Below are 23,586 nucleotides of genomic sequence, written 5' to 3' on the forward strand. Positions count from 1 at the left end.
AAAGATCCCGCATCAACTTGTGTTGATACGGGATCTTTTTGTTTTGCTTACGGTCAGTCGATGATCATTACGCTTTCGATGATGGGCTGGTTTTCCGGCAGAACGGTGCCGTTGTTGTCCTCCACGGGCGCGTCCTTGCAGATCTGGTCGACGATTTCCATGCCTTCGGTCACATGGCCGAAGCCGGCGTAGTCGCCGTCCAGAAAGTCGCTGTCCGACTGCACGATGAAAAACTGCGAGCTGGCGCTGTCCGGGTCGCCCGCACGCGCCATCGAGATCGTGCCGCGCACGTGCGAAATATCGTTTTGCACGCCGTTGTTTGCAAATTCGCCCTTGATGTTTTTATCCGAACCGCCCGTGCCGTCGCCCTTGGGGTCGCCGCCTTGGATCATGAAGCCGTCCATGATGCGGTGGAAGGTCAAGCCGTCGTAAAAGCCGGACTCGGCCAGATCGATAAAATTCTGCACCGTGATGGGCGCGGTGTCGCCATCCAGTTCGACCTTGATGGTGCCGTAGTCCTTTACCGCGATTTCCGCGTGGTGCGTACCAATGGGATCGGCAGACGGGTCTTCGGTTTCCGTTTTGTCTTCGGGCGCGGAACCGAATTCACAGCCGCCGAGCGCCAGAAGCGCCACAAGGCCAAGGGCGAGCAAATGTTTCTTTTTCATGGGGTAATTCTCCTCTGTTTTTTACACGTAAAAATTTCTGTAACTGAATATAGCATAAATATCCGGACAATACAACCCGCGCTTTTGCCCGAACCCGCGATTATCTATGCAACGCAAATGCGGAGCGGGCAGATCAAGCGCCATGCGCAACCGCAGCGGCGAAACTCTGCCGGAAACCATTGCGTAAGAGATAGGAAGCGGGACGAGGCAAAGCTTTCCTGCCCCTTACGAGTAACGCCCCGGTCGAAGAGACCGGAGCGTTGCTAGTAGATGCCGAATCGATCAAGTGAAAACGCCAAGGTGCTCCAGCAGGATTTTAATGCCCATCAGGATCAGCACGATACCGCCGAAAAGCTCGGCCCGCGCCTGATATTTCGCGCCGAACACATGACCGGCCTTAACGCCGATTGCGGAAAGGACAAATGTGGTAAGTCCGATGAACAGAACCGCCGGTACGATATCGACCTTTAAAAACGCGAACGTGACGCCGACGGCGAGCGCGTCTATGCTGGTGGCGACGGCGAGAGGCAGCATAACGCCCGGTGAAAACGAATCGTTCGCGCACGTTTCTTCGGGCGAGCGGGCTTCGCGTACCATATTGCCGCCGATCATCGCGAGCAGCACAAAGGCGATCCAGTGATCGACGCCCGCGATCAGCCCCTGAAAGCGCACGCCCACAAGAAAGCCGATCAGCGGCATCAGCGCCTGAAAGCCGCCGAAATACGCGCCCGCGCAAAACGCATGCCGCAGCGATAGCTTTTGCACCGAAAGTCCCTTACAGATCGACACGGCAAACGCATCCATCGACAGGCCGACGGCGATCACAAACAGTTCCCACAGTCCCATGTTAGCCCCCATGACAACGCCTCGCGGGCGTTATTTCAATGCGGTCTACTATATCACCTCGCGCGTGCAAAGTCAAGATGCGGGGCGGTCGTTTTCGTCGGAGCCGTCGTTCTTCGATTTTTTGCGGCGGCGCAGATGCACCGTCACGGCCAGCGCGATCGCGGCGATCAGAAGCAGCGGCCATATCGTGACCGCAAACAGCACCGTGCCGCGCAGGAAAGAGCCAAAGCCGCCAAGGCCGCTCGCGGCGGCGCGCTTCAACTGCGCGCCAAAGCCCGCGCCCTCGCTCACGGCGGTAAGCGACTGCACCTCACGCAGACGCAGCGTGATCGTGGAATAATCCACAAGGCTGTCATAGGCGCGCTTTTGGCCGGTCAGGCTGTCGATCTCGTATTCGGTTTCGGCCAAGGCGTTTTCAAGCGCGATGATGTCCTCCATCTTACCGGCTTGATCGAGCAGGGCAAGCAGGCGCTCGTGCTTGGTGTTCTGGGTGGCGAGGCGCGTTTCCAGATCGGCGTATTGCTCGGCGATGTCGTCGGCATATTGCTGCGAATCGACCACGTGGCACTGTTCACCGACAGAGGCGAGGAAGCTTTCAAATTTTTCCTGCGGCACGCGCACCACATAGTCGGCATAGCGCGAACCGGTCTCGCCGCCGGTGCCGCTGGATTCGTAGTAACCGCCGGCTTCGTTCGTCAATTTGTCGATCGCCGCGGCGGAAGCGGAAAAGTCCTCGGTTTCGAGCGAAAGCTCGGCGCGCAGGATCAGCTTGGCATTTTCGCGGCGCGCGGCAAAGGAGCCGGCGGAGCTGCTGTCCGTCTGCGCGCCCGCTTCGGGGGATTGTTCACTCCAGCCGTCGTCCATGGCCGTGCTGTCCATGGTCACGCCTTCGCCCGGACTCGAAGAGGCGGCGCCGCCGCAACCGGCCGCCGTCAGCAGCAAAGCGGCGGTCAGGCCGATCAATGCCAATCTCTTTTTCATCTCAAACACCCTTTCTATCCTAATGGATGTTTGTTAGACGAGGATCATTCTGGCGGCGTTCCCGACTTTTTCCGTTTTGTAAACAATTCTTTGCAGCCGACATACAGCAGAAAAACGCCGAATAAGCGCCGCAGCCATCGCACATCGATCATGGCGGCGCCGAACGCCGCGAAAATGGAGGCCGGCACGCCCGCGATCACGCCCCATTTGACCGCCTGCCACTCGACCAGCTTGTTTTTGATATGCGAAACAAGGGCGGCGGGCGCGCACGCGACAAAGTACAAAAGGTTCACCCCGCCCGCACGGTACTGGGATACCCCGGCAAATAGGGTCAGGTAAAGCAGCAGCAGCGATCCGCCGCCGATGCCGAAGCCCGACAGCACGCCGGTTGCCAGACCGATTAGGATAGCAAGAAAAATCGTCACAGCAGCAGCACCGCCCGTACGCCGCCGTACAGAATAAGCAGGCCGAACACCCGGCGCAGCCACACCATATCGACTTTTTGAAAAATCCTGCCTGCGATGACGCCGCCGATCGCGCCGCCGATCAGATAGGGTCAGGCGGTGGCAAAATCAAGGCCGCCGCGTATCCAATAAATCACGGCTGAAACGATCGAAAGCGGCAGGATGACCGCGACCGAGGTCGCAAACGCGCGCCGCTGCTCCAGCTTCGTCCACCCGGCCAGCAGCGGGACAAGGAACAGGCCGCCGCCCGCGCCGAAAAAGCCGTTGGCCGCGCCGGCAAGCGCGCCGGTAACAGCGTATTTTGCGGTATTTTTCATAAAAAACCCCTCCGGCGGTAGCATGCGCCGGAAGGGTTTTGATTATGCGGTTTTTACCAAATGTGCAAGAACTGCTGCATGCCGAGGCTGACGCACGCAATGCCAATCCAGCAGACCAGCCCCATAAAGATGGGCTTGCCGCCGGTACGGATCAGTTTTTTCAAATCGGTGTTCAGGCCGATCGCCGCCATGGCCATGACGATAAAGAATTTGGACAGCGTTTTAAAAGGAGCAAATACCGCCGCGCTGACGCCTGCCGTCACGCTAACGGTCGTAATGACCGAGGCAAGCACGAAAAACAGGATAAAGAACGGGAAAATCTTCTTCAGGTCGAAGCTGCCGCTCGTCGTCCCGTCTATCTTTTTCGCCTTTGCCGTGCGCCAAAAAGCGAGAAACAGCGTGATCGGAATGATGGCGAGCGTACGCGTCAGCTTGACGATGGTCGCGCCATCCAGCGCGTTCGCGCCGGGATGCAAGCCGTCCCACGCGGCCGCCGCCGCCGTGACGGAGGACGTATCATTCACCGCGGTGCCCGCGAACAGCGCAAAGCCGTGGTTCGTCAGGCCAAGCGCACCGCCCAGCGTCGGGAAGATCAGCGCCGCGATCACGTTAAACAGGAAAATGACCGAAATAGCCTGCGCGATCTCTTCGTCATCCGCGCCGATAACGGGCGCGGTGGCCGCGATAGCCGAGCCGCCGCAGATCGACGAGCCCACGCCGACCAGCGTAGAGATATTACCGGGCATTTTTAACGCCTTGCATAGAATAAAGGATAGGATAAGCGAGGTCGAGATGGTCGATACAATAATGGGGAGCGACTGCGCGCCGACCTTGGCGATTTCCGATAGATTGAGGCCAAAGCCGAGCAGTACGACCGCGTATTGCAGGATCTTTTTCGAGGTGTATGTAACGCCCGGCCGCACCTGCTCGCTCTGCTGCCAAACAAGCGACAGCCCCATGCCGATCAGGATGGCGAACACCGGCCCGCCGATCACGGGCGCCAGCTTGCCCAAAAACCATGCAGGCAACGCGATGATGAGGCAAAGCAGCAGCCCCATGCCGTTTTTTTGGAGAAAGCCGACGCGCTCCGGCTGCAACACAAGCTCTTCTTCCTGCGCCGCTTCCCCCTGCTGAACTGTTTCCATTGGTGGGTACCCCCTTCAATACTTTTTGTTTCCATCCTCAGTATAGTACGATCAATCGATAATGTAAAATTATCAATCTTTATAAATGGATAAATTTATGTTATGATTAAACGAGGAGGATGGAGCTATGCTGGATTTTCGTGTCGATACATTTTTGGCGGTATGCCGCTGCCAGAGCTTTACCAAAGCGGCGGAGGAGCTGCACATCACGCAGCCCGCGGTCTCGCAGCATATCCATTGGCTGGAGAGCGCGTACGGCGCGCGTTTTTTTGCGTGGCAGGGCAAACGGATGGAGCTGACCGAGGCCGGCCGCCTATTCCTGCGCGCCGCGACCACCATGCGGGACGACGCGCTGCACCTGAAGATGGAGCTTGGATCGCTCGCGGACCGGGGGCGGCGGCTAACGTTCGGCGCGACGCTGACGGTGGGCGAATATGTGATGCCCCGCGCGCTGGCCCGCCTGTTTGAGCGGGAACCCGGCGCGGAAGTGCGTATGCAAGTCGCCAACACAGCGGAGCTGCTGCAAAAGCTGGACAATGGCGAGATCGACTTTGCCATTGTCGAAGGCTTTTTTGAAAAAAACGAGTACGATCATCTGCCCTACCGCACCGAGCGCTTTGTACCGGTCGCGTCGCCGGGGTTTGTCTTTCAAAAGCCGGTGCGCGAGCTGGGCGATCTGCTCGGCGAGCGCCTGCTCACGCGCGAGCTGGGCTCGGGCACGCGTGAAACGCTGGAGCGCCGCCTGCGTGAAAGCAACTTGACCGTGGCGGATTTTCGCCGTGTGGCGGAGATCGGCAGTTTAAACGCGATCAAAACATTGGTTCGCGCGGGCTGCGGCGTTTCCTTCCTGTATGAGCCGACCGTACACGGTGAACTACAAACGGGCGAGATATGCGAAATACCGCTTGCGGATTTTTCGGTCACACACGATTTTACCTTTCTGTGGCGCAAAAACAGCGCGTTCGCGGACGAGCACCGCGCGGCGTACGCGCTGCTTCAGGAATAAAAAAGCAGCGGCCGGTAAAAACCGGCCGCCGCAGAGTTTGTAAAAATGCTTTTTGCTGTATTCTATCGAAACAAGGCCTCATCTCAATCGAGTGCGCCGGGGCGGGCGCGCGGCTTTTTTATCAGGCGGTCGGCTCGCCGGTCTCCGCGCGGTAGACGGCAATAGCGATGGCTAGATCCAGCACGCAGGAGCCCACGCTTTCGTACATGGTGATCTCAGCATGGTCAGAGCGGCCGGGGAGTTTGCCTGCCAGCAGATCCCCCACGCTGCCGCGCACCTTGTCGCGGGTGATCAGGCCCTTTTCAAAGGGGATCAGGATATCGCCCGCGGCGGCCCACAGGCCGTCCACATGCTCGGTGACGACGAAGCTCGCCTTTTGGACCGCTTCCTCCGCAATCTCCTGCATGAAGGGCGTAAAGGAGCCGATGGCGTTGAGATGCGTTCCGGGTTTAAGCGCGTCCGCGTCAAAGACCGGCTTGCGGGAAGGGGTCACGGTGCTGACGATGTCGGAGCCGGCCACGCACTCGTTGCCGCTGCCGCATGGGATGATTTGGTAGGGGCGGTTCTGCACCGCGGCGATTCGCGAAGCGAAGGCGTCCATCCGGTCCGCGGCCATGTCGAATACGCGGAGCTCCTCCAGCTCCCGAACTTCTTGAATGGCCAGCACTTGGGTAAACGCCTGCGTCCCTGTGCCGACGATCCCCAAATGGCGGGCATCCTTTCTGGCCAGCAGATCGGTGGCCACGCCAGCGCCAGCGCCCGTCTTCAGAGCGGTGAGGTGGTTTGCGCCGATGAGCGCCAGCTGCTCGCCGTTGATTGCGGAGAACAGGCTGATGGTGGACTGGTCGGTGGGCATCCCGCGCTTGGGATTGTCCGGAAAGACAGCGGAGAACTTGAAGCCGAAGAAGGGCTGCTCCGTGCAGACGGCCGTCAGCCACTGGCCGGAGCTCTCCCCCCGGCCAAGGGGCATGGCGATGCGGCCGCCGGGGTACATCTCGCCCTTGCCGCAGGCAAGGTGGGCATCCCGCACGGTGGCGAGCGCCGTCTTCATATCAATGGCAGCCGCCGCTTTTTCTTCCGGGATGACAATCATATGCTTCATGGTATTTCGGTCCTTTCTGACGCTTGCTCGCGCCAGCCGGAGAGCGCGTCGGCCGACGGAGAAAACGTTTGACGGGTGATTAAGGTTCATTGGCCCGGTCGGCAGCAATGCGATCCTTGTTGAGGTCCATCCAGATGTCGCAGTTGTTGCTCCCCAGCTTCTGGGGGTTAAAATAGGGATCCTCAACGCCGGCCTTGCGCTGGTTCATATAGTCGACGTAAACCTTCTTGACGGTGGGTAGAAGAACGCGGCGCCAAGCATGCCGCCGAAGGCTGCACGGGGGCCAAAGGAACTGCTGAAAATCAGGGCGATGGTGGAGGGAATGTTACTGGCGTTGCCGATCAGGACGATAATGGTGACGATTTAGATAGCCGATGGTACAAAAGAGCGCGAAGACCACGGCCATTACTTTGCCAAGCCCCTTGGGCATGCCGTGCCCCATGGGTCTCCGTTTTGGGACTACCGGTAAAGGATCATCTCCTCTCTGTCCTGAAAGATCTCGATCTCCTTTGCTCCGGCGAGCTTTGCGAAGTCCGTTTCCGATACGTTGAGCACAGGGATAACCTGATTGTAAAAGTGTCGGCAGATCATGGGGCCGGTCAGGATCACGGGATCGGTATAGACGTTGATGATCGCGCCGGGAGCGGTGCCGATGCGAAGCATCTCCATCAGCACCAGTCCCGCGCCGCTGCTGCCCCGCCCGAAGGGAAACGCAAACGCCTTGCCGGTGATATTCTCCCGGTAATTGGGATGGCGGTAATCGGAGATCGTACCGCTTTGGATATCGACACCGCCGACAAAGCTGAAGGATTCCCCGGAGGAGACCAGCGGCAGCCGGGCGGACGCGGCAATGACGTTCCTGCATTTCAAAGTGATTTGTTCCATAGCTGCCCTCCCCGAACGACGTTTCCCGAAACCGCTGTTTCGACGCAATCCCTCAGGTTGCCGAACACCGGGTGGATTCCAACTTTATTGAAGCAATAGGTTCCGAACTTGCCGGAGTTCGTCATGATGGATTTTGTACCCCAGACCGCGGTGGGATATTCCATTGTGCAGCCGTCCACAAACACCTGCACGCCAAGCGCTTTGATGCGGTCCAGCAGGCCGCTGGCCTCGGTCGTACCATAGTTCGAGCGGCTGGTGAATACCCACATCGCCGTCTTGGGATGGATGTGCCGTCCGGCCAGCAGCCGTTCCAGATCCTGAAATTCCGCGCAGGAGAAGTGGGGGCAGCCCAGAGACACCAGATCGATAGGGCCCTGCTGGTCGGCGTTGCACAGCGCGGCCTCGGCCTCCTGAAGCTCCTTGAGCCCGATGGTGACCACCTGCCGGGGCGCTTTGCCGTTGAAAGCCTGTTCCATAGTCTGCGCCTCGGGCGTAATGCCGATCAGATGAACTAGCGCGATGCCGCCGGAGGACGCCGCCGTGGCGCAGAACTGCTTTAGGTTGTCCAGCGTCAGATTGCGCCTCGGTATGCCCTGCAGGGCCCATACGCGGCTTCCCACAATCTTTCCGTAGGCGAAGGCCACATAACTAAACATGCTGGGATCGTCGAACATCTCCTCGGTAATCTCGTCGCTCAGGACCACCAGTCCCTCCGCGTACCGGTTCTCTGTTTTGTGGAGCCCAAAATTCGGAGCCCGTCCGGCAATGCCGCACAAAAGCTCCAGCGGGCCGGCATAGCGGTTGGTGCGGGCGCCGACGATGGAGTTCATAAAACAGATGACGTTGGATTCTGCGCACGCCACCTGCGCGCCGAACGCCGGGGAAAAACCCGTTTGATAGGGGGCACAGGTCCAGGTGGGGATGGCGCCCATGCGGAGGTGGGACGCCTCGATGCGGCGGGTCGCCGCCATGCAGGCCGCGTCCTGTTTTTGGAGATCCCAGCGCTGCATGTCCAGCGCGCAGGCATTTGTGGTCGTGGGAACGGCGAATTTTGCGCCGAGACCAGCCAGATGTTCTGCGAAGGCAACCTGCGCCTCGCCGAAATATACCGTGCTGTCGTCGTGACAAGCGGTGATCTCCACAAAATCCTCTGCGCCGTAATAGTCTCCCAGATCGCAGAGGACCCGCATTGCCATCCGGACGGCTTCCCCATGCTTGCCGTCCAGCAATTCCCGCTCATATTCGGTTAGCTTCATGTCGTGCCCCTTCCTGTGTCAAATGGCTGCTTTTGCTTCTATATGACGCATTATAAAGGAGGAAAATGCAAAAAAACACTCATGTTCTGCACAAGATATCGGGAATGAAATTGTGCAAATCAAGACAGGTATTTTAAAAGGGAGACCACTTGCGAAAGTGGTATGCGGATGTATGGTGCCACTTTGGCTGCGGCGTTCAAAAAATAACATGCAATGTTTGGCCAGCCGTATTATAATAGTTACGGTAGAACAAACGGGGGAGGGGAAAAGAAAATGGGCCTCAAGTATCAGGAGCTTGAGAACGCTCTGGAGGATATGATTTTCTCCGGGGAAGGCGTTTCGCCCAACGGGCGTTTTTTGAGCGAACGGCGGCTTTCGGAGCTGTTTCAGGTCAGCCGCGCCACCGTCCGCAAGGCTATCGACGTTCTCTGCAAGCAGGGGGAGCTCGTTCAGATTCACGGGAGCGGCACCTTTGTCAAGGACATCCGCAAGACACAGCCGCTGGATTCCATCACCCGGTGTTCGCAAAACTACGCGGAGATGGGATTTTGCCCTCACAACCGGGAGCTGGAGCGCTCCACGATCCCGGCCAGCAAACATATCGCAAAGTGTTTGCAGGTTGCCGCGGGCTCCCCGGTGCTCTGCGTCAGAAAGCTGTTTATGGCGGACCGGATGATTTTTAACGAGTCGATCTCCTACATCTCGGCGGTCAACTTCCCGGGGATCGCGCAAATGGATTTTTCCGCGACGCCTATGTTGGAGATTTTCCGGGCGAACTACTGCGCCCATGCGAAAAGAACGGATCACGCCATGGAGGCGGTCCTTCCGCCACGCGAGGTCTCCGCGCATCTGCAGATTCCGCCGGAGACGCCGGTTCTGCTCTTCGAGTCCGTGTCCAGTGGAATCATGGACGGGCGCTTCATCCCGTTTGAATATTTTAAGACCTATTACCGGACGGATTTTATCCGCTTTGGCTACTCGCAGGAGCATGAGGCCATCGACTTTTCCGCGGAAGCGCCCTAGGCGCGAAGGTTCATTGACAAGCTAAGGGCCCGTTGCAGAATAAAGCGATTCTGCAACGGGCCCCGTCTTAGTGACGCAATGTGAAATTACTTGGTCGCCCAGTTGCCGGTGGCGAGGGCGGAGAGGTACGCGTTGATGAACCCGTCGATATCGCCGTCCATGACTGCGGAGATATTGCCGTTTTCAAAACCGGTGCGCGTGTCCTTGGCAAGGGTATAGGGCATGAACACATAGGAACGGATCTGGCTGCCCCATTCGATCTTTTTCTGATCGCCCTTGATGTCGGAGATTTTATCGAGGTGCTCGCGCTCCTTGATCTCGACCAGCTTGGAACGAAGCATACGCAGACAGTTGTCCTTGTTCTGGAATTGGCTGCGTTCGGTCTGGCAGGATACGACGATGCCGGTGGCGTGATGGATCAGCCGCACGGCGGAAGAGGTTTTGTTGATGTGCTGGCCGCCCGCGCCGGAGGAGCGGAACACCTGCATTTCATAATCCTCGGGCTTAAGCTCGAAATCAGCCGAATCGTCCTCGATATCGGGCACGACCTCGATCGCGGAGAACGAGGTGTGGCGGCGGCCCGAGGAATCGAACGGCGAAATGCGCACCAGACGGTGCACGCCGTTTTCTCCCTTGAGGTAGCCGTAGGCGTTTTCGCCTTCGATCAGGATATCGGCGGATTTCAGGCCGGCCTCGTCGCCGTCCTGATAGTCCATGATCTTGTAGGTGAAGCCGTGGCGCTCGGCCCAGCGGGTGTACATGCGGTAAAGCATTTCGCACCAGTCCTGCGCTTCGGTGCCGCCCGCGCCCGCATGGAAGGAAACGAGGGCGTTGTTGTGATCGTATTCGCCGGTCAGCAGGGTGGAAAGCTTTTGCTCGGCCATGCCCTTTTCCAGCTCGTCATAGCCGCTTTGCAGTTCTTCGAGCATGGATTCGTCGTTTTCTTCGATCGCCATCTCGCAGATGGTGAGCAGATCGTCGCGAAGCGTTCGCAGGTGGTCGTACGCTTCGATCTTGCCCTTCAAAGCGCCCAGACGGGAAACGACCTTCTGGCTCTTTTCCGGGTCGTCCCAAAAGCCGGGCTGAGAGCTTTTCAGTTCAAGCTCTTCGACCTCGCGCGCGGCCTGTTCCAGACCGAGGTTGCCGCGCAGCTCTTCCAACTGGGGGGCAAGGTTTACCAGCTTTACTTTGTATTCCTCAAATTGCAGCATGCGGATGCTCCTTACATTTAGAACTTTCGATTCCTTTTATTATATCCGAAACACAGCGTATTGTCAAAGGAAAGGAAAAAATTGAATTCATCGGCACGATATAGTATAATCATTGCATATTGACGCGGCGATTATACGACAGGGGGTGAGACGATGGGGAAAACAGCGGAACGCCGCTTAGGGGCGTATGCGCTGCTGCACTTTTTTGTCGACTTTGCGTGTATCCTGCTGCTTTGCGGCCCTGTGCGGCAGGAACTGCAAACGCACGCGGAGTGGGCGCTTTGCATGCTGCTCTATAACGGCTGTGCGTTCGCGCTGCAAATGCCCTTCGGCGTGTTGGCGGACCATGTGCGAAACGACCGGCTCACCGCCGCTCTGGGCATGCTGCTGGTCGCGATCGCATGGCTTATGCCGGTCATACCGGGGGTGGAACGGTGCGCGATAGCGGGGATCGGCAACGCGCTGTTTCATGTCGGCGGCGGGCGGTATGCGCTTGCGTACGGTTCGGGCCGCGCCGCCGCGCCGGGTATTTTTGTTTCAACCGGCGCTGTCGGCGTGTGGCTGGGCGTGTGGGCCGCGCGCGGCGGGCTTTGGCCGTATGACTGGACGCGGCTCGCCGTCGGCTTGACAATGCTTGGGGCTGCGTTTCTGGTATACTGGAAAGCCGATGCGGCGGAACCGTCCGTTGCCGTGCCGTCCGCGCCCGCGCGCTGGCCGCGCACCGGCGCGGCGGGGCTTTGCCTGCTATTGACCGTGCTGCTTCGTTCCTTTTTGGGCGGGCTGACCGCTTTCCCTTGGAAGACCGGCGCGCTGAGCTTTGCTTGCGTGCTGTGTGTGGCGGCCGGCAAGGCGGCTGGCGGTCTGCTGGGCGACCGGTGCGGCTTTGCGCGCACCTCGGCTCTGGCGCTGTGCGCGGCGGCGGCGCTGTTTTTGCCCGCGTTTTCTGTTCCGGCGGCCGGGCTGTTCGCGGTCCTGCTCTTTCAAACGTCCATGCCGCTCACGCTTTCGGCGCTCACTCGGTTGGTTGGTCTGCAAAACCGGGGCTTTGCGTTCGGCATGGCGACGTTCGCTATCTTCCTCGGCACGCTGCCCGATCTGCTGGGCGTGGCGGATGCGTTTTGCACGCCGGCCGCGCTGGCCGCTGGCACGCTGCTTTCGCTCGCCCTGCTGCTGCCGGGTTTGGGCTTGGGGTTTGCGCGCCGCCGCGAGGAAACCGCATGACGGGAATCCTGCTGCGTTCGCTCGCCGTTACGCTGCTCATTGAAACGCTCGCGGCGCTGCTGCTTGGCCTGCGCCGCCGGCACGCGTTGACCGTGGTTTGGCTGATGAATCTGGTCACCAATCCGCCGGTGGTTTTTGCGGTCACGCTGTGCCGCAAGCTGTGGCCGGTCTACGCGCCGCCGGTCACGGCGCTATGCGAAGTGCTGGCCGTGGCTGCGGAATATGTTTTGCTGCGGCGCTGTGTGCCACTTTCGCGCCGCCGCGCGGCGGTGGCAGCGGTGGTTTTGAATTTAGCGTCTTATTTGGCCGGGTGCTTGCTGTCAGTCTAATCATCAGGGGGGAATATGAAAAATGCAACAAACCCAATGTCATTAAGATAAGGGAAGCGCACAGGAAAAAACAAGGGAATCACCGAGCTAGTAGGGCGCGACGCTCCCGGCGCGCCGTCTCGAAGGGACGTAACACTTGCTGAGAAACCATGTCCCTTCGCTCGGCTGTACCAGCCTGTTTGATGCTCTCACTTATCCAGGTGCTTCGCTCTCGGCGCGCCGAGGGCGTCGCGCCCTACATGTTCTGTGCTTGCGATACCTTTTTGTCTTGTCTGACCTTAACTTAATGACATTGGCAACAAACCCGCCGCTTTTGTGCTGGCGTTCTACCTACGCACCGATCAAACGCTTTCCTTTGTTGCGGTACTATGGTTATATAGGCACAGGCAAAGGCGGCTATTTGCAAAGTAATCGATGATAAAATAGGGGGATTTGGAAATGAGACATCTGGGGAAAAGACTGCTGTTCGCGGCGCTGCTGCTGGTTATGGCCATCGTGCCCGCGCTGGCGGACGCGGCGGTAGACGAATTTTGGGAATATGCTTATCAAGTGGATTACGACTGCTATGTCGCTTCGCCGGACGGCATCGGCTTAAATTTCCGCTATGGCGCGGGTTCGGAGTACGGCAAGGTGTTCGACAGCCCGATCCCGATGGACACCAAACTGCATATTTCGCAGGAGACCGTTTCGAGTAAGGGCTCCAAATGGGGCTATACGACGTATAACGGCGAGTACGGCTGGGTATATCTGGCTGAAACGACCACCACAAAGCCCGCGTCCGCCGCGGATGACTTTTGGTCGCGCGCGTACGAGGTGGACTATACCGCCTATGTCAACTCGCCGGACGGTATCGGCGTGAACTTTCGCTCCGGGCCGGACTCGTCCTACGGTAAGGTGCTGGACGACCCGATCCCAATGAAGACCGCCCTGCATATCGAGCAGGAAACGACCTCGGTCAAAAACTCGAAATGGGGCTATACGGCGTATAACGGCCAGCATGGCTGGGTGTACTTAGCCGAATTAACGATCGAGAAGCCCGCCGGCGCGCCCGCGCAGACCCCGGCGGCGGAACCGGCTTCCACCGAACCTGCTGAACCCGCCGATCCCGCGCCCATGGCGGAGCCAGATGACGTCGAGCCGGTCCATCCCATACCCGTCGCGGACGAGCAGCCTGCCCACCAGCCCGACACGCCGCTCACTCTGGCAATCATCGCCATCGTGATCCTTGTGATCGCCGTCACGGCGCTGTTGCTTCTATTGCTGAGAAAAAATAAAACAAAGTCTTGACAAACCGGTATCTTTTGCATATAGTAGGACAGGTAATCAAAATGATTTCCACGATATAAAAGGGAGTAGCTCACGCGGCGGCGCCGCGTGGGGCGGTGTCGTCAATCTCGGCCGGAACTTTTTCGGCCCGTACCGTTCCGTAAGTAGCGAGACTTTTATTGCAGCCTGAAACTGCAATGAAAGTCTCGTTTTTTTTGTTCTGGAAATACTTTTAAAGGGGTCGTATCATTATGCTGTCTTTTGTTTTACTGATCGTAGGCTTCACGCTGCTCGTCTGGGGGGCGGACAAGTTCGTCGCGGGCGCGTCCGCGCTCGCGCGCCGGCTGGGGGTGCCCGCGCTGATCGTCGGCCTGACTGTCGTCGCCTTCGGCACGTCCGCGCCCGAACTGGCCGTCAGCGTGACCGCCGCCTTAAAGGGCGCGAACGAGATCGCGGTCGGCAACGTGCTGGGTTCCAACATCTTTAACCTTTTGGTGGTGGCCGGTCTGTCTGCGGTGCTGTGCCCGCTGGTGGTCGACCGTGACATCCTGCGGCGCGACTGGCCGCTCTCCATCGCGGCGGCGGGGCTGCTTACCGTGATGCTGCTGTTCGGCGGCGGCATCACGCGCTGGGAAGGTCTGCTGCTGCTCGTGCTGTTCGTGTGGCTGATGATCGTGCAGGTGCGCCCGGCGCTCCGCAACCGCGCGGTATCGGCGCCAAACGGGGCGGAAGAGCTGGCCGAGGCCATGCCGCCCGTGATGATCGGCGTCAACATCGTGCTGGGCCTGATCTGCATCGTTATGGGCGGCCAGCTTTCGGTAAACGGCGCGACCGGCATCGCCCGCATGTTCGGCCTTTCCGAAACGCTGATCGGCCTGACCATTGTTGCCATCGGCACCAGCCTGCCCGAGCTCGTCACCTCGCTCGTCGCCGCGAAGAAGGGCGAGAACGATATCGCGATGGGCAACGTCATCGGCTCCAACCTGTTCAATATTTTGCTCATTCTAGGCGCGTCCGCGTTGATCAGCCCGATTACCGTACTGCCCACCGCCGTGATCGACAGCGCGATCTTGACGATTTTGTCCATCGCGTTCCTGCTGCCCGCAATGAAGGGCAAAATGTCGCGCCCGGTAGGCGCCGTGATGGCGCTTTGCTATGTCGGCTTCACCGCGTACCTGATCATGCGCTCCGCCATGTAACGCCGTTTACAAAAAATTTGTTTGTTCCGCTCGCGTTCTGTGATATAATAAGATGATTATATATGGAGTTATGCTCTTTTGAAAGGCTGATATTTGAACAATGGCTAATATTTTCACAAAGCTATTTGGCACCCATTCGAGCCACGAGCTGAAAAAGATCTATCCGATCGCGGACAAGGTGGACGCGCTGGAGGATCAATACCGTACCCTGACGGACGAACAGCTTCGCGGCAAGACCGCGGAATTTAAGACCCGCTTCCAGAACGGCGAAACGCTGGACGATCTGCTGCCCGAGGCGTTTGCCACCGTGCGCGAGGCCGCGGACCGCGTGCTCGGTCTGCGCCATTACCGCGTGCAGGTCATCGGCGGCATTGTGCTGCATCAGGGCCGAATCGCCGAGATGAAAACCGGCGAAGGCAAGACCCTCGTCGCGACCCTGCCCGCCTACTTGAACGCGCTGACCGGCAAGGGCGTGCACATCGTCACCGTGAACGATTACCTTGCCAAGCGCGACTCGGAATGGATGGGCAAGGTGTACCGCTATCTAGGGCTGACCGTCGGCCTTGTCATTCACGACATCCAGCCGAACGAGCGCAAAGCGATGTATGCCGCCGATATCACCTACGGCACCAACAACGAGTTTGGTTTTGATTACCTGCGCGATAATATGGCGATCTACATGCAGTCCATGGTGCAGCGCGGCCACGCCTTCGCCATTGTGGACGAGGTCGACTCTATTTTGATCGACGAAGCGAGAACGCCGCTGATCATTTCCGGTCAGGGCGAGCAATCCTCCGCCCTGTACCAAATGGCCGACCGCTTTGCCGCGGGCCTGAAGTGCCTGCGCGTCAAGGAAGTGGACGCCAAGGAAGAGCAGGAGGATATCGAAGCCGATTATATCGTAGATGAAAAAGCCCGCACCGCCACGCTTACCCCCAAGGGCCAGAGCCGCGCCGAGGCTTACTTCAAGGTTGAAAACCTGTCCGATCCTGAAAATACCACGTTGCAGCACCATATTAACCAAGCGGTCAAGGCGCGCGGCGTCATGCAGCGCGATGTCGATTATGTCGTACGCGACGGTCAGGTCATCATCGTCGATGAATTCACCGGCCGTTTAATGTTCGGCCGCCGCTATAACGAGGGCCTGCATCAGGCGATCGAAGCCAAGGAAGGCGTAAAGGTAGAGCACGAAAGCAAAACGCTCGCCACCATCACCTTCCAGAATTACTTCCGCCTTTATGGCAAGCTGTCCGGCATGACCGGTACCGCGCTGACCGAGGAAGAGGAATTCCGCCACATCTATAAGCTGGACGTTATTGAAATTCCGACCAATAAGCAAATCGCCCGTCTGGACAACCCGGACGCGGTGTATAAGAACGAGCGCGGCAAGATTAATGCGACCATCGCGCGTATCGAGGAATGCCATGCGAAGGGCCAGCCGATCCTAGTCGGTACCGTGTCCATCGAAAAATCCGAAGAGTTTTCGGCTATTTTAAAGAAAAAGGGCATCAAGCACACGGTGCTGAACGCGAAGTACCACGAAAAGGAAGCGGATATCGTCGCGCAGGCCGGTAAATCCGGCGCGGTCACCATAGCGACCAACATGGCGGGCCGTGGTACCGATATCATGCTTGGCGGCAACGCCGAGACCATGGCGCTGGACGAGCTGCGCAAGGGCGATTACACGCCGGAGTTGCTGGCGGAAGCCAACGGCCATGCGGAAACGGATGATCCGGCCATTCTGGATATCCGTAATCGTTTTAAAGAATTATACGAAAAGTATAAACAGGAAACCGACGCTGACGCGGAAAAGGTGCGGGCGGCGGGCGGCCTGTATATTCTGGGCACCGAGCGGCACGAATCCCGCCGTATCGATAACCAGCTGCGCGGCCGCGCGGGCCGTCAGGGCGACCCGGGCGAATCCTCCTTCTATATCTCGCTGGAAGACGATCTGATGCGTCTGTTCGGTTCGGAAAAGATACAGAACATGATGGATACGCTCGGCATCGAGGAAGACGAGCCGATCGACCAAAAAATCTTGTCCGGCGCGATCGAGAACGCGCAGAAGAAGATTGAAAGCCGCAACTTCGCTACCCGTAAGCACGTGCTGGAGTATGACGATGTGCTCAATACCCAGCGCCAGACCATTTACAGCCAGCGACTCAAGGTGCTGTCCGGCGAGGATATGAAGTCCAACATTCTTTCGATGGTGGATGATACGATCGCCCGCGCGGTGCACGCCGCGATTGGCGAAAACCATCTGCTTTCCGTAGAGATGGTGGAGCAGGCGCGCCGTCCGTTTATCGGCCTGTTCCTGCGCCCGGACGACTGCGTCTTTACGCCCGAGGAATGCGACGATCTGACCGCCGACCAGCTTAAAAACGAGCTGTGCGAAAAAGCGCACGCTGTTTATGAAGCCAAGGAGAGCCAGCTGACGCCCGCGATCATGCGCGAACTTGAGCGCGTGGTGCTGCTCAAGAACGTCGATACCAAGTGGATGGACCATATCGATGCCATGACCGAGCTGCGAAACGGCATCGGCCTGCGCGCGTACGGCCAGCACGATCCCGTGGTTGAGTACAAGCGCGAAGGCTTTGATATGTTCGACGCAATGATCGATTCGATCCGCGAGGACACCGTCCGTATGATCTTCCTTGCGCAGGTGCGCACGCAGGAGGAGCCCAAGCGCGAGCAGGTCGCCAAGGAGACCTCGGCCGCGGGCGCGGCGGACGGCACGGCCAAGAAGGAGCCTGTCCGCGTCGGCAAGAAGGTCGGCATGAACGATCCCTGCCCGTGTGGCAGCGGCAAAAAGTACAAAAAGTGCTGCTATTTAAAGCAGGATAAGCCGCAGTAAAAAAGTGAAGCAAGCGGGCGATCCTTACCGGATCGCCCGCTTGCTTTTTTCGGTGGTGCGCTGGCGCGCACAATTTTATGCGCGGCAGTAGCCGCGCGGCGTGGTGAGGGCACCACGCCCTACAACATATGGGTCTGCGCCGTTTAAACCGGCTCACAACACCCCCAACGCACCCGACATGTTGGGCGGTGACCCCAGCCCGCCGCAAGCGAAGCGCCAGCATACGTGGGCGCGCCAAATCAGGCCGGTCCGGCCGAGCGGAGGCACCTATCCACTGAATCCCTAGGAAACCGGTACGGCACTAAGGTGCCCCACACGCAATTCAACAGGACGGCAAGCGCCGCCCCCCAGTCAGGAGTAAGGGAAAGAGTGGAAGTCAGGAGGGAGAGGAAACCGCAGGTGTCCGCTCCCTCTTGCCCCCGCGCCGGGCGGCGCGACCGTCTCCCGCGGCTACCGCCGCGTATTTTATTGCGAACGTGAGCGAGGCTCCAAGAGGAAGCCGCCGCACAGCTTTTATTGGAATGATACGGATATACATCCATAATCTTAATTAACCTTATGCAAATTCAATTCCCTTGTTTTGTCTTTCCAGTATCCGTACAATAGTAATACAAAAGGGGGTGGGTGTCATATCGGAATATCCATTGGTCAATCGCAAGCAATTTACATCAACGTTACGAAATGACCTGATTTGCGCGTTTGAGCAGCTGCATTATGAAACCCGAATCCCAAAATCCAAGTTACATGATGAGGCAGTTGAGGATTTGCTGAAAAAATATAAAGGCAAAAAGGGCATTGATATGAACATGAAAAAGATCTACAAACACTTAGCCAAACAATACCATACCACGCCGCGAGAGATCGAGGAGGAAATACAAAAATCGATTTTGATGGCGTTTACTTCGCCGTCCGACGAAGAAACGGCCGCTTACCAGCAAAGCGTGCCGCGAAAAGGGGATATACCGACCCCGGAAGAGCTCATTCGCTTTATGACAGAGCAAATAAAGGCGGAACAGGAATAAAGCGCGGCTCCGCTACAAAGCGAAAAGGAGAAGAAAACCATGCGGTTTTCTTCTCCTTTTGATGTTATATCGGTACGAATAAGGAAAACGTGCTGCCGGAGCCGGGCTTGCTTGCCAGCTTGATGTAGCCGCCCTGCGCGGCGGCGATCTCGCGGGCAAGGTACAGGCCTAGGCCCACGCCCTGCTCATCCCGCACGGAGGGCGAGCGGTAAAACCGCTCGAATACCTGCGCCTGCTCCACTTCGGGGATGCCGGGCCCGTCGTCGGTTACGTCGATCCGGCAAAACAATTCGTACGGCGTGGCGGAAAGTGATACCCGGCCGCCCGCGGGCGTATATTTTACCGCGTTATCCAGCAGGTTAAACAGCGCTTCCTGCGTCCATTTGGGGTCGAAACGCGCGGTTTGCTCAAGCGGAAGGTACGAAAGCGCAATCCCCTTGTTCTCCGCCGCCGCCTGAATCTGAATCGCCGCCGCTTGCATCATAGGCGCGAGTGCTGCGCGGCGCGGCTGCACCGCGATCACGCCGGTTTCCAAGCGCCCGGATTTGACCAGCGCGTCGATCAGAAAACGCAGCTTTTCCGCCTGCGCACCGAGCGCGGCCACCAGATCGGGGCAGCCTTCCGGCAGCGGCTGTTCGCCGAGCAGGCCCGCGTAAAGTAAAATGTTGGCGATCGGCGTTTTGGTCTGGTGGGAAATGTCCGCGATCATGGTTTGTATGCGGGCTTTTTCCTCCGAAAGGTTCGCTTCCGAGGAGGAGCACGCGCTCAAATAGCGGTATAGCTTGCTTTCCACCGCCGAAAAGCGGCTTTCGTCGAAGTTTGCTTCGGTGAACCGCCCGGCGATCGCGTCGTTCAGCATGCGATCGAGCCGGTTCATGGTGCGGCGAAGCAGCAGCCGGTCGCCCACGATGATTACCGCCGCCGCAAGCACGGTAAGCAGCGCAAAATAGTTCATGCCTCCACCGCCCAAGTGTAGCCGACTCCGTATATGGTCTTGATCGGCGCGTCGTCGCCCAGCTTGGAGCGCAGGCGGCGCACGGTAACGGAAAGCGCGTTTTCATCCACATAGGCCGCGCCGTCCGTCCATATGCGGTCGATCAGCGTGTCGCGCGGCAAGGTGCGCCCACGGTTTTCGACCAGCAGCTTTAATAGCTTTTGCTCGGTCTGCGATAGAGCGATCGGTTTGCCGCCGTGCGCAAAGGTCAGGCGGTCAAAGTCAAACTCGTATTCGCCCACGCGGCACACCGGCGCGCCGCTTTTGGCGCGGCGCAGCTGGGCCGCTACCCGCACGCGTAGCACGGCCAGCGAAAAGGGCTTTGTGATATAATCGTCCGCGCCGAGCGTGAACCCAGTCACGATATCGGTCTCCAAGTCGTTCGCGGTCAGCAGCAGCACGGGGGTAACGCTTACCTGCCGCAGCTCGGTCAGCAGGTCTAGGCCCGAGCCGTCCGGCAGGCCCACGTCAAAAATACAAAGGTCAAACGCTTGCTCCGCGAGCAGGCGGCGCGCATCGGCGCAGCTCGCCGCAAGGGTGGGCGCGGTCTCGGCGTCGGTCAGGGCAATGACAAGCCCGCGGCCAAGCGAAGGGTCGTCCTCTACGATCAAGATTCGGTTCATGGCAATCACCTCTCTGCGCTATTGTATCACATGACTTAGCGCTTGACAAACTGCAACTACAAGTGTAGTATAATCATATAGACTACACTTGTAGTGAGGTAAACGGCATGAAACAGAAAATATCGGAAGCCGAATGGCAGGTCATGGACGCGCTGTGGACGCTGGGCGGGGCAACGGCGGCGGAGCTGACCGCCGCGCTCGCCGACACAGGCTGGAACCGCAACACGGTGCACACCTTTTTAACGCGGCTGGCCGCCAAGGGCTTCGTATGCGAGCAAGGCGGCAGCCCCAAGAAGTATGCCGCCGCCGTTCCGCGCGAGGATTCGGTGCGCGAACAGACGGAAAGCTTTGTATCCCGCGTGTTCCACGGCTCCGCCAGCCGGTTGGTGCGTACCTTTTTGCAGCAAAACGATCTTTCCGAGGATGAAATAGATGAGCTTCGGCGTCTGCTGGACGACGCCGAGGCGCGCGGCAAATAAGGGGGCGGAGAGAATGGCTATGCGGTTTTCCGCTATTCTGATCTGGTCGCTGACCGCGACCGTCACGGCGGGCCTGTTGTTTGCAGTAAAATGGCTATTTCGCGAGCACTTAACAGCGAAGTGGCATTATCTGGTGTGGATGATTCTGCTTGCGCGGCTGGTGATCCCGCCCACCGGCGGCTTTTTGCCGAAAAATGATTTCAGCCTTGGGGCCGCGGTCGATGTACCATCCATTGCCGGAGCCGTGACCCGGCAAGCCGCCGCGCTTTCTTCCGGTGAAACGCCGCCCACGCCGGTCGTCCGGCAGAGCGAGGGGCGGTTTATACGCCTTCATTTGCCCCAGCCGGGGCTGCCCGACTGGGCGGATACCCTGAACCGGGGGCTGTTCTGGCTTTGGGCGGCGGGCGCGGCGGGATTGCTGGCGTATTATTTTACGGCCAGCCTGCTTCTTGGTGTCCGTACACGGCGTTTCCCCAAGGCAAATGAAGCTTTGCAGGCGCGCGCGGAACAAATGTACCGTCTGGCCGCACAGATGGAGCCGGAAGAGGAGGCGTACCGGGTACGGGTGCGCCTATCGCCCGCCGGAGCAACGCCGTATGTTTGCGGCGTGTTTTGGCCCACGCTGGTCGTGCCAGCGCCGATGGCGGAGACTGTGGCCGACGAGGTGCTGCTGCATGAAATGGTGCATATGGTGCGGCATGATATTGTTAAAAACTATCTTTATATGGTGTTTCGGTGCCTGCACTGGTTCAATCCACTGCTTTGGCGTACCTTTAACCGCATTTCGGACGACTGCGAGACCGCCTGCGACGAGTGCGTGCTGGACCGGCTGGAACCGGAGGAGCACATCGGCTACGGGCGCCGCCTGCTTGAGATGGTGCAGCCCGGCTTTCGGTACCGGATGGGCACCTCGTGCATTGCCAGCGGAGAGCGGAACATCCGCCGCCGCATCGTGCGCGTCACAAGGCACAAGGAGGTGTCCCGCCGTGCGCGCGGCATGAGTTTTCTGTTGTTCTGCTTGCTCGCGTGGATGTGCCTGACCCCGCCGCTTGCGCGGGCCGCAAGCTGGCGCGATCCCGGCGTGCCGGGCGCGGATACGGCCAAATGGCTGCAAAAGGCCGAGCGCTACCGTGTGAGCGATATCAATGAAGCGTTTTATCTATACGGCAAGGGATACGCGCTGGATAACGGGTATTACCGCTATATCGTCGCGGATGACGAAACGAGAGAAGCGCTTGCACGAACCTTTTCGGAGAATGAAAAACAGGGAAAGCTGCCATGGGCGTTTGACGATCAAATAGTAGATTGGCTGTATGATGCCAACTATGGACAGGTGCAAGCCGATCCGGTTCAAAGCCTTGATTATCCGAATTGGAGCATCAACCCCGCTTTTGCGCTATACAATGTCACGGAAACCAGCGAAGGCGGCGCCGCGACGATTCTATACCCTATGTGCAAGCTAAGGGAAGATGAGCTAAACCAGTATCGATATGACCGTGTGCGCGCATATCGGCAAGGCGGGCAATACATCGTGCAAAGCGTGGAAGCTGGTAAGGTCGCCGCCCGAAAGCCATGGTGGGAATATCCGCTGGAGGACAGAATCTTTACATATCGCGCGGAGGACGCCTATTTCGACTATGAGGCACGCATAGCGTCCAGCCAAAGCTATATGTTTTATAGTTATAAAAAAGCAACAGGGGAATGGCTGGAGCAGGCTGATCCCATGATGGCTATGATGGGCTGGGGCGGAGAGACCAATTTGCCGATATACGATGATACCGGAATATCAGGGCAGCTTTTTATTCGCCCCAAGGCCGGTGTTTCCATGGCCGGCGTATTGGGAATCGTGGGTGCTCCCGCGCCGATGGAGCAGGATATGGTACCGGAAACCAACCCGGAGAGAAGCAGCGCTACCGGAAGCGAGTTTGGTAAATTCATCGGCTGGGCACAGGCTGCGGCCCTATCCGACCTAACACCGGATACGAGCGGCTGGTACGCGACCAGCCTGTTGGATAACAATGTGTTTCGTAATGCAAATGTGCCGGATAAGATATATCTGCGCACACAACTGAACGGCGGTGAGATCATGGACGTGATTTTACGGGCACAAGCCGCGGATATGGAGGAAACAGACGATGGAACAAACGGATAAACGCGATATCCGCCCTCTGTTCTGGGCGCTGATCCGCATCGGTTTTTCAGTGAACATCGGCTTCACGGGCGTACTCATGATCGATATCCTGCCCGCGTTCTATGGATATTGGCAGGTATCGTGCGTACTGGACAGCTTCCCGGACTATGACCGTCCGCGCGCGTTAAAGCCCGTGCTGTTTCTCGCGGCGCTGCTCAGCCTGATCGGCTGGTTTCCGGGGATTGCAGCCGCGATTCCGGCCGCGGTAGATACCATGCTTTCGCTTGCCGCCATGGCTTGTAACACGCTGATCTATTATCATGTGCTCGGCCTGTTGATCTTCCTGTCCGAGCGGGCGGGGCGGCACGATCTTGCGGAAAACGGCCGCCGGTTCCGCTATGTGTATCTCATTCCCTACGCGGTGCTCACGCTGGTGGGCATTTATCAGGGCGGCGTACAGAATTTCTGGTATATGCTGCTGTTGATCGCGGAAATGGGCCTGCCCATCTATGCCGCGAACTGCGATAAGGCGCTGTTTGCCAATCAGTCGCAGGTTTCATAAAG

Annotated in this window: 25 protein-coding genes; 11 read left to right on the forward strand and 14 right to left on the reverse strand. The window is 58.5% G+C overall.

The genetic code is table 11. The features are described 5' to 3' along the window. Positions 1-53 precede the first annotated feature (53 nt). The 6 genes from RWV98_RS01325 to RWV98_RS01350 all read right to left on the reverse strand — a co-directional run bounded on the left by RWV98_RS01325 (position 54) and on the right by RWV98_RS01350 (position 4,334). On the reverse strand, positions 54-668 hold the full coding sequence (locus RWV98_RS01325; RefSeq protein ID WP_317863258.1) for a peptidylprolyl isomerase: 615 nt from the start codon (positions 666-668) through the stop codon (positions 54-56). A gap of 282 nt (positions 669-950) precedes the next feature. Next, positions 951-1,514 (reverse strand): manganese efflux pump MntP, encoded by a 564-nt coding sequence (locus RWV98_RS01330; RefSeq protein WP_317863260.1) that lies wholly within the window; start codon positions 1,512-1,514, stop codon positions 951-953. 72 nt (positions 1,515-1,586) lie between these two features. Then, entirely contained in the window at positions 1,587-2,495 is a 909-nt protein-coding gene (locus RWV98_RS01335) for a DUF4349 domain-containing protein (protein WP_317863262.1), read from the reverse strand. Positions 2,496-2,539: 44 nt separating this feature from the next. Further along, positions 2,540-2,920 (reverse strand): sulfite exporter TauE/SafE family protein, encoded by a 381-nt coding sequence (locus RWV98_RS01340; protein ID WP_317863264.1) that lies wholly within the window; start codon positions 2,918-2,920, stop codon positions 2,540-2,542. Positions 2,921-3,051: 131 nt separating this feature from the next. After that, positions 3,052-3,276: a TSUP family transporter gene (locus RWV98_RS01345; protein WP_317863266.1), complete on the reverse strand. Its 225-nt coding sequence runs from the start codon at positions 3,274-3,276 to the stop codon at positions 3,052-3,054. A 53-nt stretch (positions 3,277-3,329) separates the two neighbouring features. After that, a complete protein-coding gene (locus RWV98_RS01350; protein WP_317865667.1) occupies positions 3,330-4,334 on the reverse strand; it encodes a YeiH family protein in 1,005 nt (334 codons plus the stop codon). Positions 4,335-4,548: 214 nt separating this feature from the next. Here RWV98_RS01350 and RWV98_RS01355 point away from each other — a divergent pair, with 214 nt between their 5' ends. Continuing rightward, the gene (locus RWV98_RS01355; RefSeq protein ID WP_317863267.1) at positions 4,549-5,427 is read left to right on the forward strand and encodes a LysR family transcriptional regulator; all 879 of its coding nucleotides are present in this window, start codon (positions 4,549-4,551) and stop codon (positions 5,425-5,427) included. Between the two features lie 121 nt (positions 5,428-5,548). Here the strand turns inward: RWV98_RS01355 and RWV98_RS01360 are convergent, their stop codons facing one another. The 5 genes from RWV98_RS01360 to RWV98_RS01375 form a co-directional block, all read right to left on the reverse strand. Further along, positions 5,549-6,529, reverse strand: coding sequence for an ornithine cyclodeaminase family protein (locus tag RWV98_RS01360; protein WP_317863269.1), 981 nt, complete (start codon positions 6,527-6,529; stop codon positions 5,549-5,551). Positions 6,530-6,608: 79 nt separating this feature from the next. Further along, a complete protein-coding gene (locus tag RWV98_RS01365) occupies positions 6,609-6,737 on the reverse strand; it encodes a hypothetical protein (protein WP_317863271.1) in 129 nt (42 codons plus the stop codon). Continuing rightward, positions 6,734-6,892 carry an alanine:cation symporter family protein gene (locus RWV98_RS19345; protein ID WP_442872115.1) on the reverse strand — a complete coding sequence of 53 codons (159 nt, stop codon included), beginning with the start codon at positions 6,890-6,892 and terminating at the stop codon, positions 6,734-6,736. Before RWV98_RS19345 ends, RWV98_RS01365 begins: the two co-directional genes overlap by 4 nt. 96 nt (positions 6,893-6,988) lie before the next feature. Further along, entirely contained in the window at positions 6,989-7,414 is a 426-nt protein-coding gene (locus RWV98_RS01370; RefSeq protein ID WP_280961533.1) for an aconitase X swivel domain-containing protein, read from the reverse strand. After that, a complete protein-coding gene (locus RWV98_RS01375) occupies positions 7,396-8,670 on the reverse strand; it encodes an aconitase X catalytic domain-containing protein (RefSeq protein WP_317863273.1) in 1,275 nt (424 codons plus the stop codon). Before RWV98_RS01375 ends, RWV98_RS01370 begins: the two co-directional genes overlap by 19 nt. Positions 8,671-8,943: 273 nt before the next feature. Here RWV98_RS01375 and RWV98_RS01380 point away from each other — a divergent pair, with 273 nt between their 5' ends. Then, positions 8,944-9,693 (forward strand): GntR family transcriptional regulator, encoded by a 750-nt coding sequence (locus tag RWV98_RS01380; protein WP_317863275.1) that lies wholly within the window; start codon positions 8,944-8,946, stop codon positions 9,691-9,693. Positions 9,694-9,779: 86 nt separating this feature from the next. Here the strand turns inward: RWV98_RS01380 and prfB are convergent, their stop codons facing one another. Beyond that, entirely contained in the window at positions 9,780-10,904 is a 1,125-nt protein-coding gene (gene prfB / locus RWV98_RS01385) for a peptide chain release factor 2 (protein WP_280961536.1), read from the reverse strand. 153 nt (positions 10,905-11,057) lie between these two features. Here prfB and RWV98_RS01390 point away from each other — a divergent pair, with 153 nt between their 5' ends. From RWV98_RS01390 to RWV98_RS01415, 6 genes are all read left to right on the forward strand, one after another. Further along, positions 11,058-12,125, forward strand: coding sequence for a hypothetical protein (locus RWV98_RS01390; RefSeq protein ID WP_317863277.1), 1,068 nt, complete (start codon positions 11,058-11,060; stop codon positions 12,123-12,125). Beyond that, a complete protein-coding gene (locus RWV98_RS01395; RefSeq protein WP_317863279.1) occupies positions 12,122-12,454 on the forward strand; it encodes a hypothetical protein in 333 nt (110 codons plus the stop codon). Before RWV98_RS01390 ends, RWV98_RS01395 begins: the two co-directional genes overlap by 4 nt. Before the next feature lie 438 nt (positions 12,455-12,892). Continuing rightward, a complete protein-coding gene (locus tag RWV98_RS01400) occupies positions 12,893-13,741 on the forward strand; it encodes a hypothetical protein (protein ID WP_317863281.1) in 849 nt (282 codons plus the stop codon). A 230-nt stretch (positions 13,742-13,971) separates the two neighbouring features. Beyond that, positions 13,972-14,919, forward strand: a complete 948-nt coding sequence (locus tag RWV98_RS01405) for a calcium/sodium antiporter (RefSeq protein WP_317863283.1) — start codon at positions 13,972-13,974, stop codon at positions 14,917-14,919. Positions 14,920-15,019: 100 nt separating this feature from the next. After that, a complete protein-coding gene (secA, locus tag RWV98_RS01410) occupies positions 15,020-17,773 on the forward strand; it encodes a preprotein translocase subunit SecA (protein WP_317863285.1) in 2,754 nt (917 codons plus the stop codon). Positions 17,774-18,417: 644 nt separating this feature from the next. Continuing rightward, positions 18,418-18,795, forward strand: coding sequence for a ribbon-helix-helix domain-containing protein (locus RWV98_RS01415; RefSeq protein ID WP_280961542.1), 378 nt, complete (start codon positions 18,418-18,420; stop codon positions 18,793-18,795). A gap of 64 nt (positions 18,796-18,859) precedes the next feature. Here RWV98_RS01415 and RWV98_RS01420 read toward each other — a convergent pair whose 3' ends face one another. Together RWV98_RS01420 and RWV98_RS01425 are read right to left on the reverse strand one after the other, a co-directional pair. Further along, on the reverse strand, positions 18,860-19,750 hold the full coding sequence (locus RWV98_RS01420) for a sensor histidine kinase (RefSeq protein ID WP_317863288.1): 891 nt from the start codon (positions 19,748-19,750) through the stop codon (positions 18,860-18,862). Then, positions 19,747-20,412, reverse strand: a complete 666-nt coding sequence (locus tag RWV98_RS01425; protein WP_317863290.1) for a response regulator transcription factor — start codon at positions 20,410-20,412, stop codon at positions 19,747-19,749. Before RWV98_RS01425 ends, RWV98_RS01420 begins: the two co-directional genes overlap by 4 nt. Before the next feature lie 107 nt (positions 20,413-20,519). Here RWV98_RS01425 and RWV98_RS01430 point away from each other — a divergent pair, with 107 nt between their 5' ends. Genes RWV98_RS01430 through RWV98_RS01440 form a run of 3 tightly spaced genes read left to right on the forward strand, consistent with a single transcriptional unit; the run spans position 20,520 to position 23,584 of the window. Beyond that, a complete protein-coding gene (locus RWV98_RS01430) occupies positions 20,520-20,891 on the forward strand; it encodes a BlaI/MecI/CopY family transcriptional regulator (protein ID WP_280961545.1) in 372 nt (123 codons plus the stop codon). A 13-nt stretch (positions 20,892-20,904) separates the two neighbouring features. Beyond that, entirely contained in the window at positions 20,905-23,043 is a 2,139-nt protein-coding gene (locus RWV98_RS01435; protein ID WP_317863292.1) for a M56 family metallopeptidase, read from the forward strand. Beyond that, positions 23,027-23,584: a hypothetical protein gene (locus tag RWV98_RS01440; protein ID WP_317863293.1), complete on the forward strand. Its 558-nt coding sequence runs from the start codon at positions 23,027-23,029 to the stop codon at positions 23,582-23,584. The genes RWV98_RS01435 and RWV98_RS01440 overlap by 17 nt, the downstream gene beginning before the upstream one ends. The last annotated feature ends 2 nt before the right edge of the window (positions 23,585-23,586 follow it).

It is taken from the genome of Agathobaculum sp. NTUH-O15-33, assembly GCF_033193315.1.
In the GTDB taxonomy this organism is placed as follows: domain Bacteria; phylum Bacillota; class Clostridia; order Oscillospirales; family Butyricicoccaceae; genus Agathobaculum; species Agathobaculum faecihominis_A.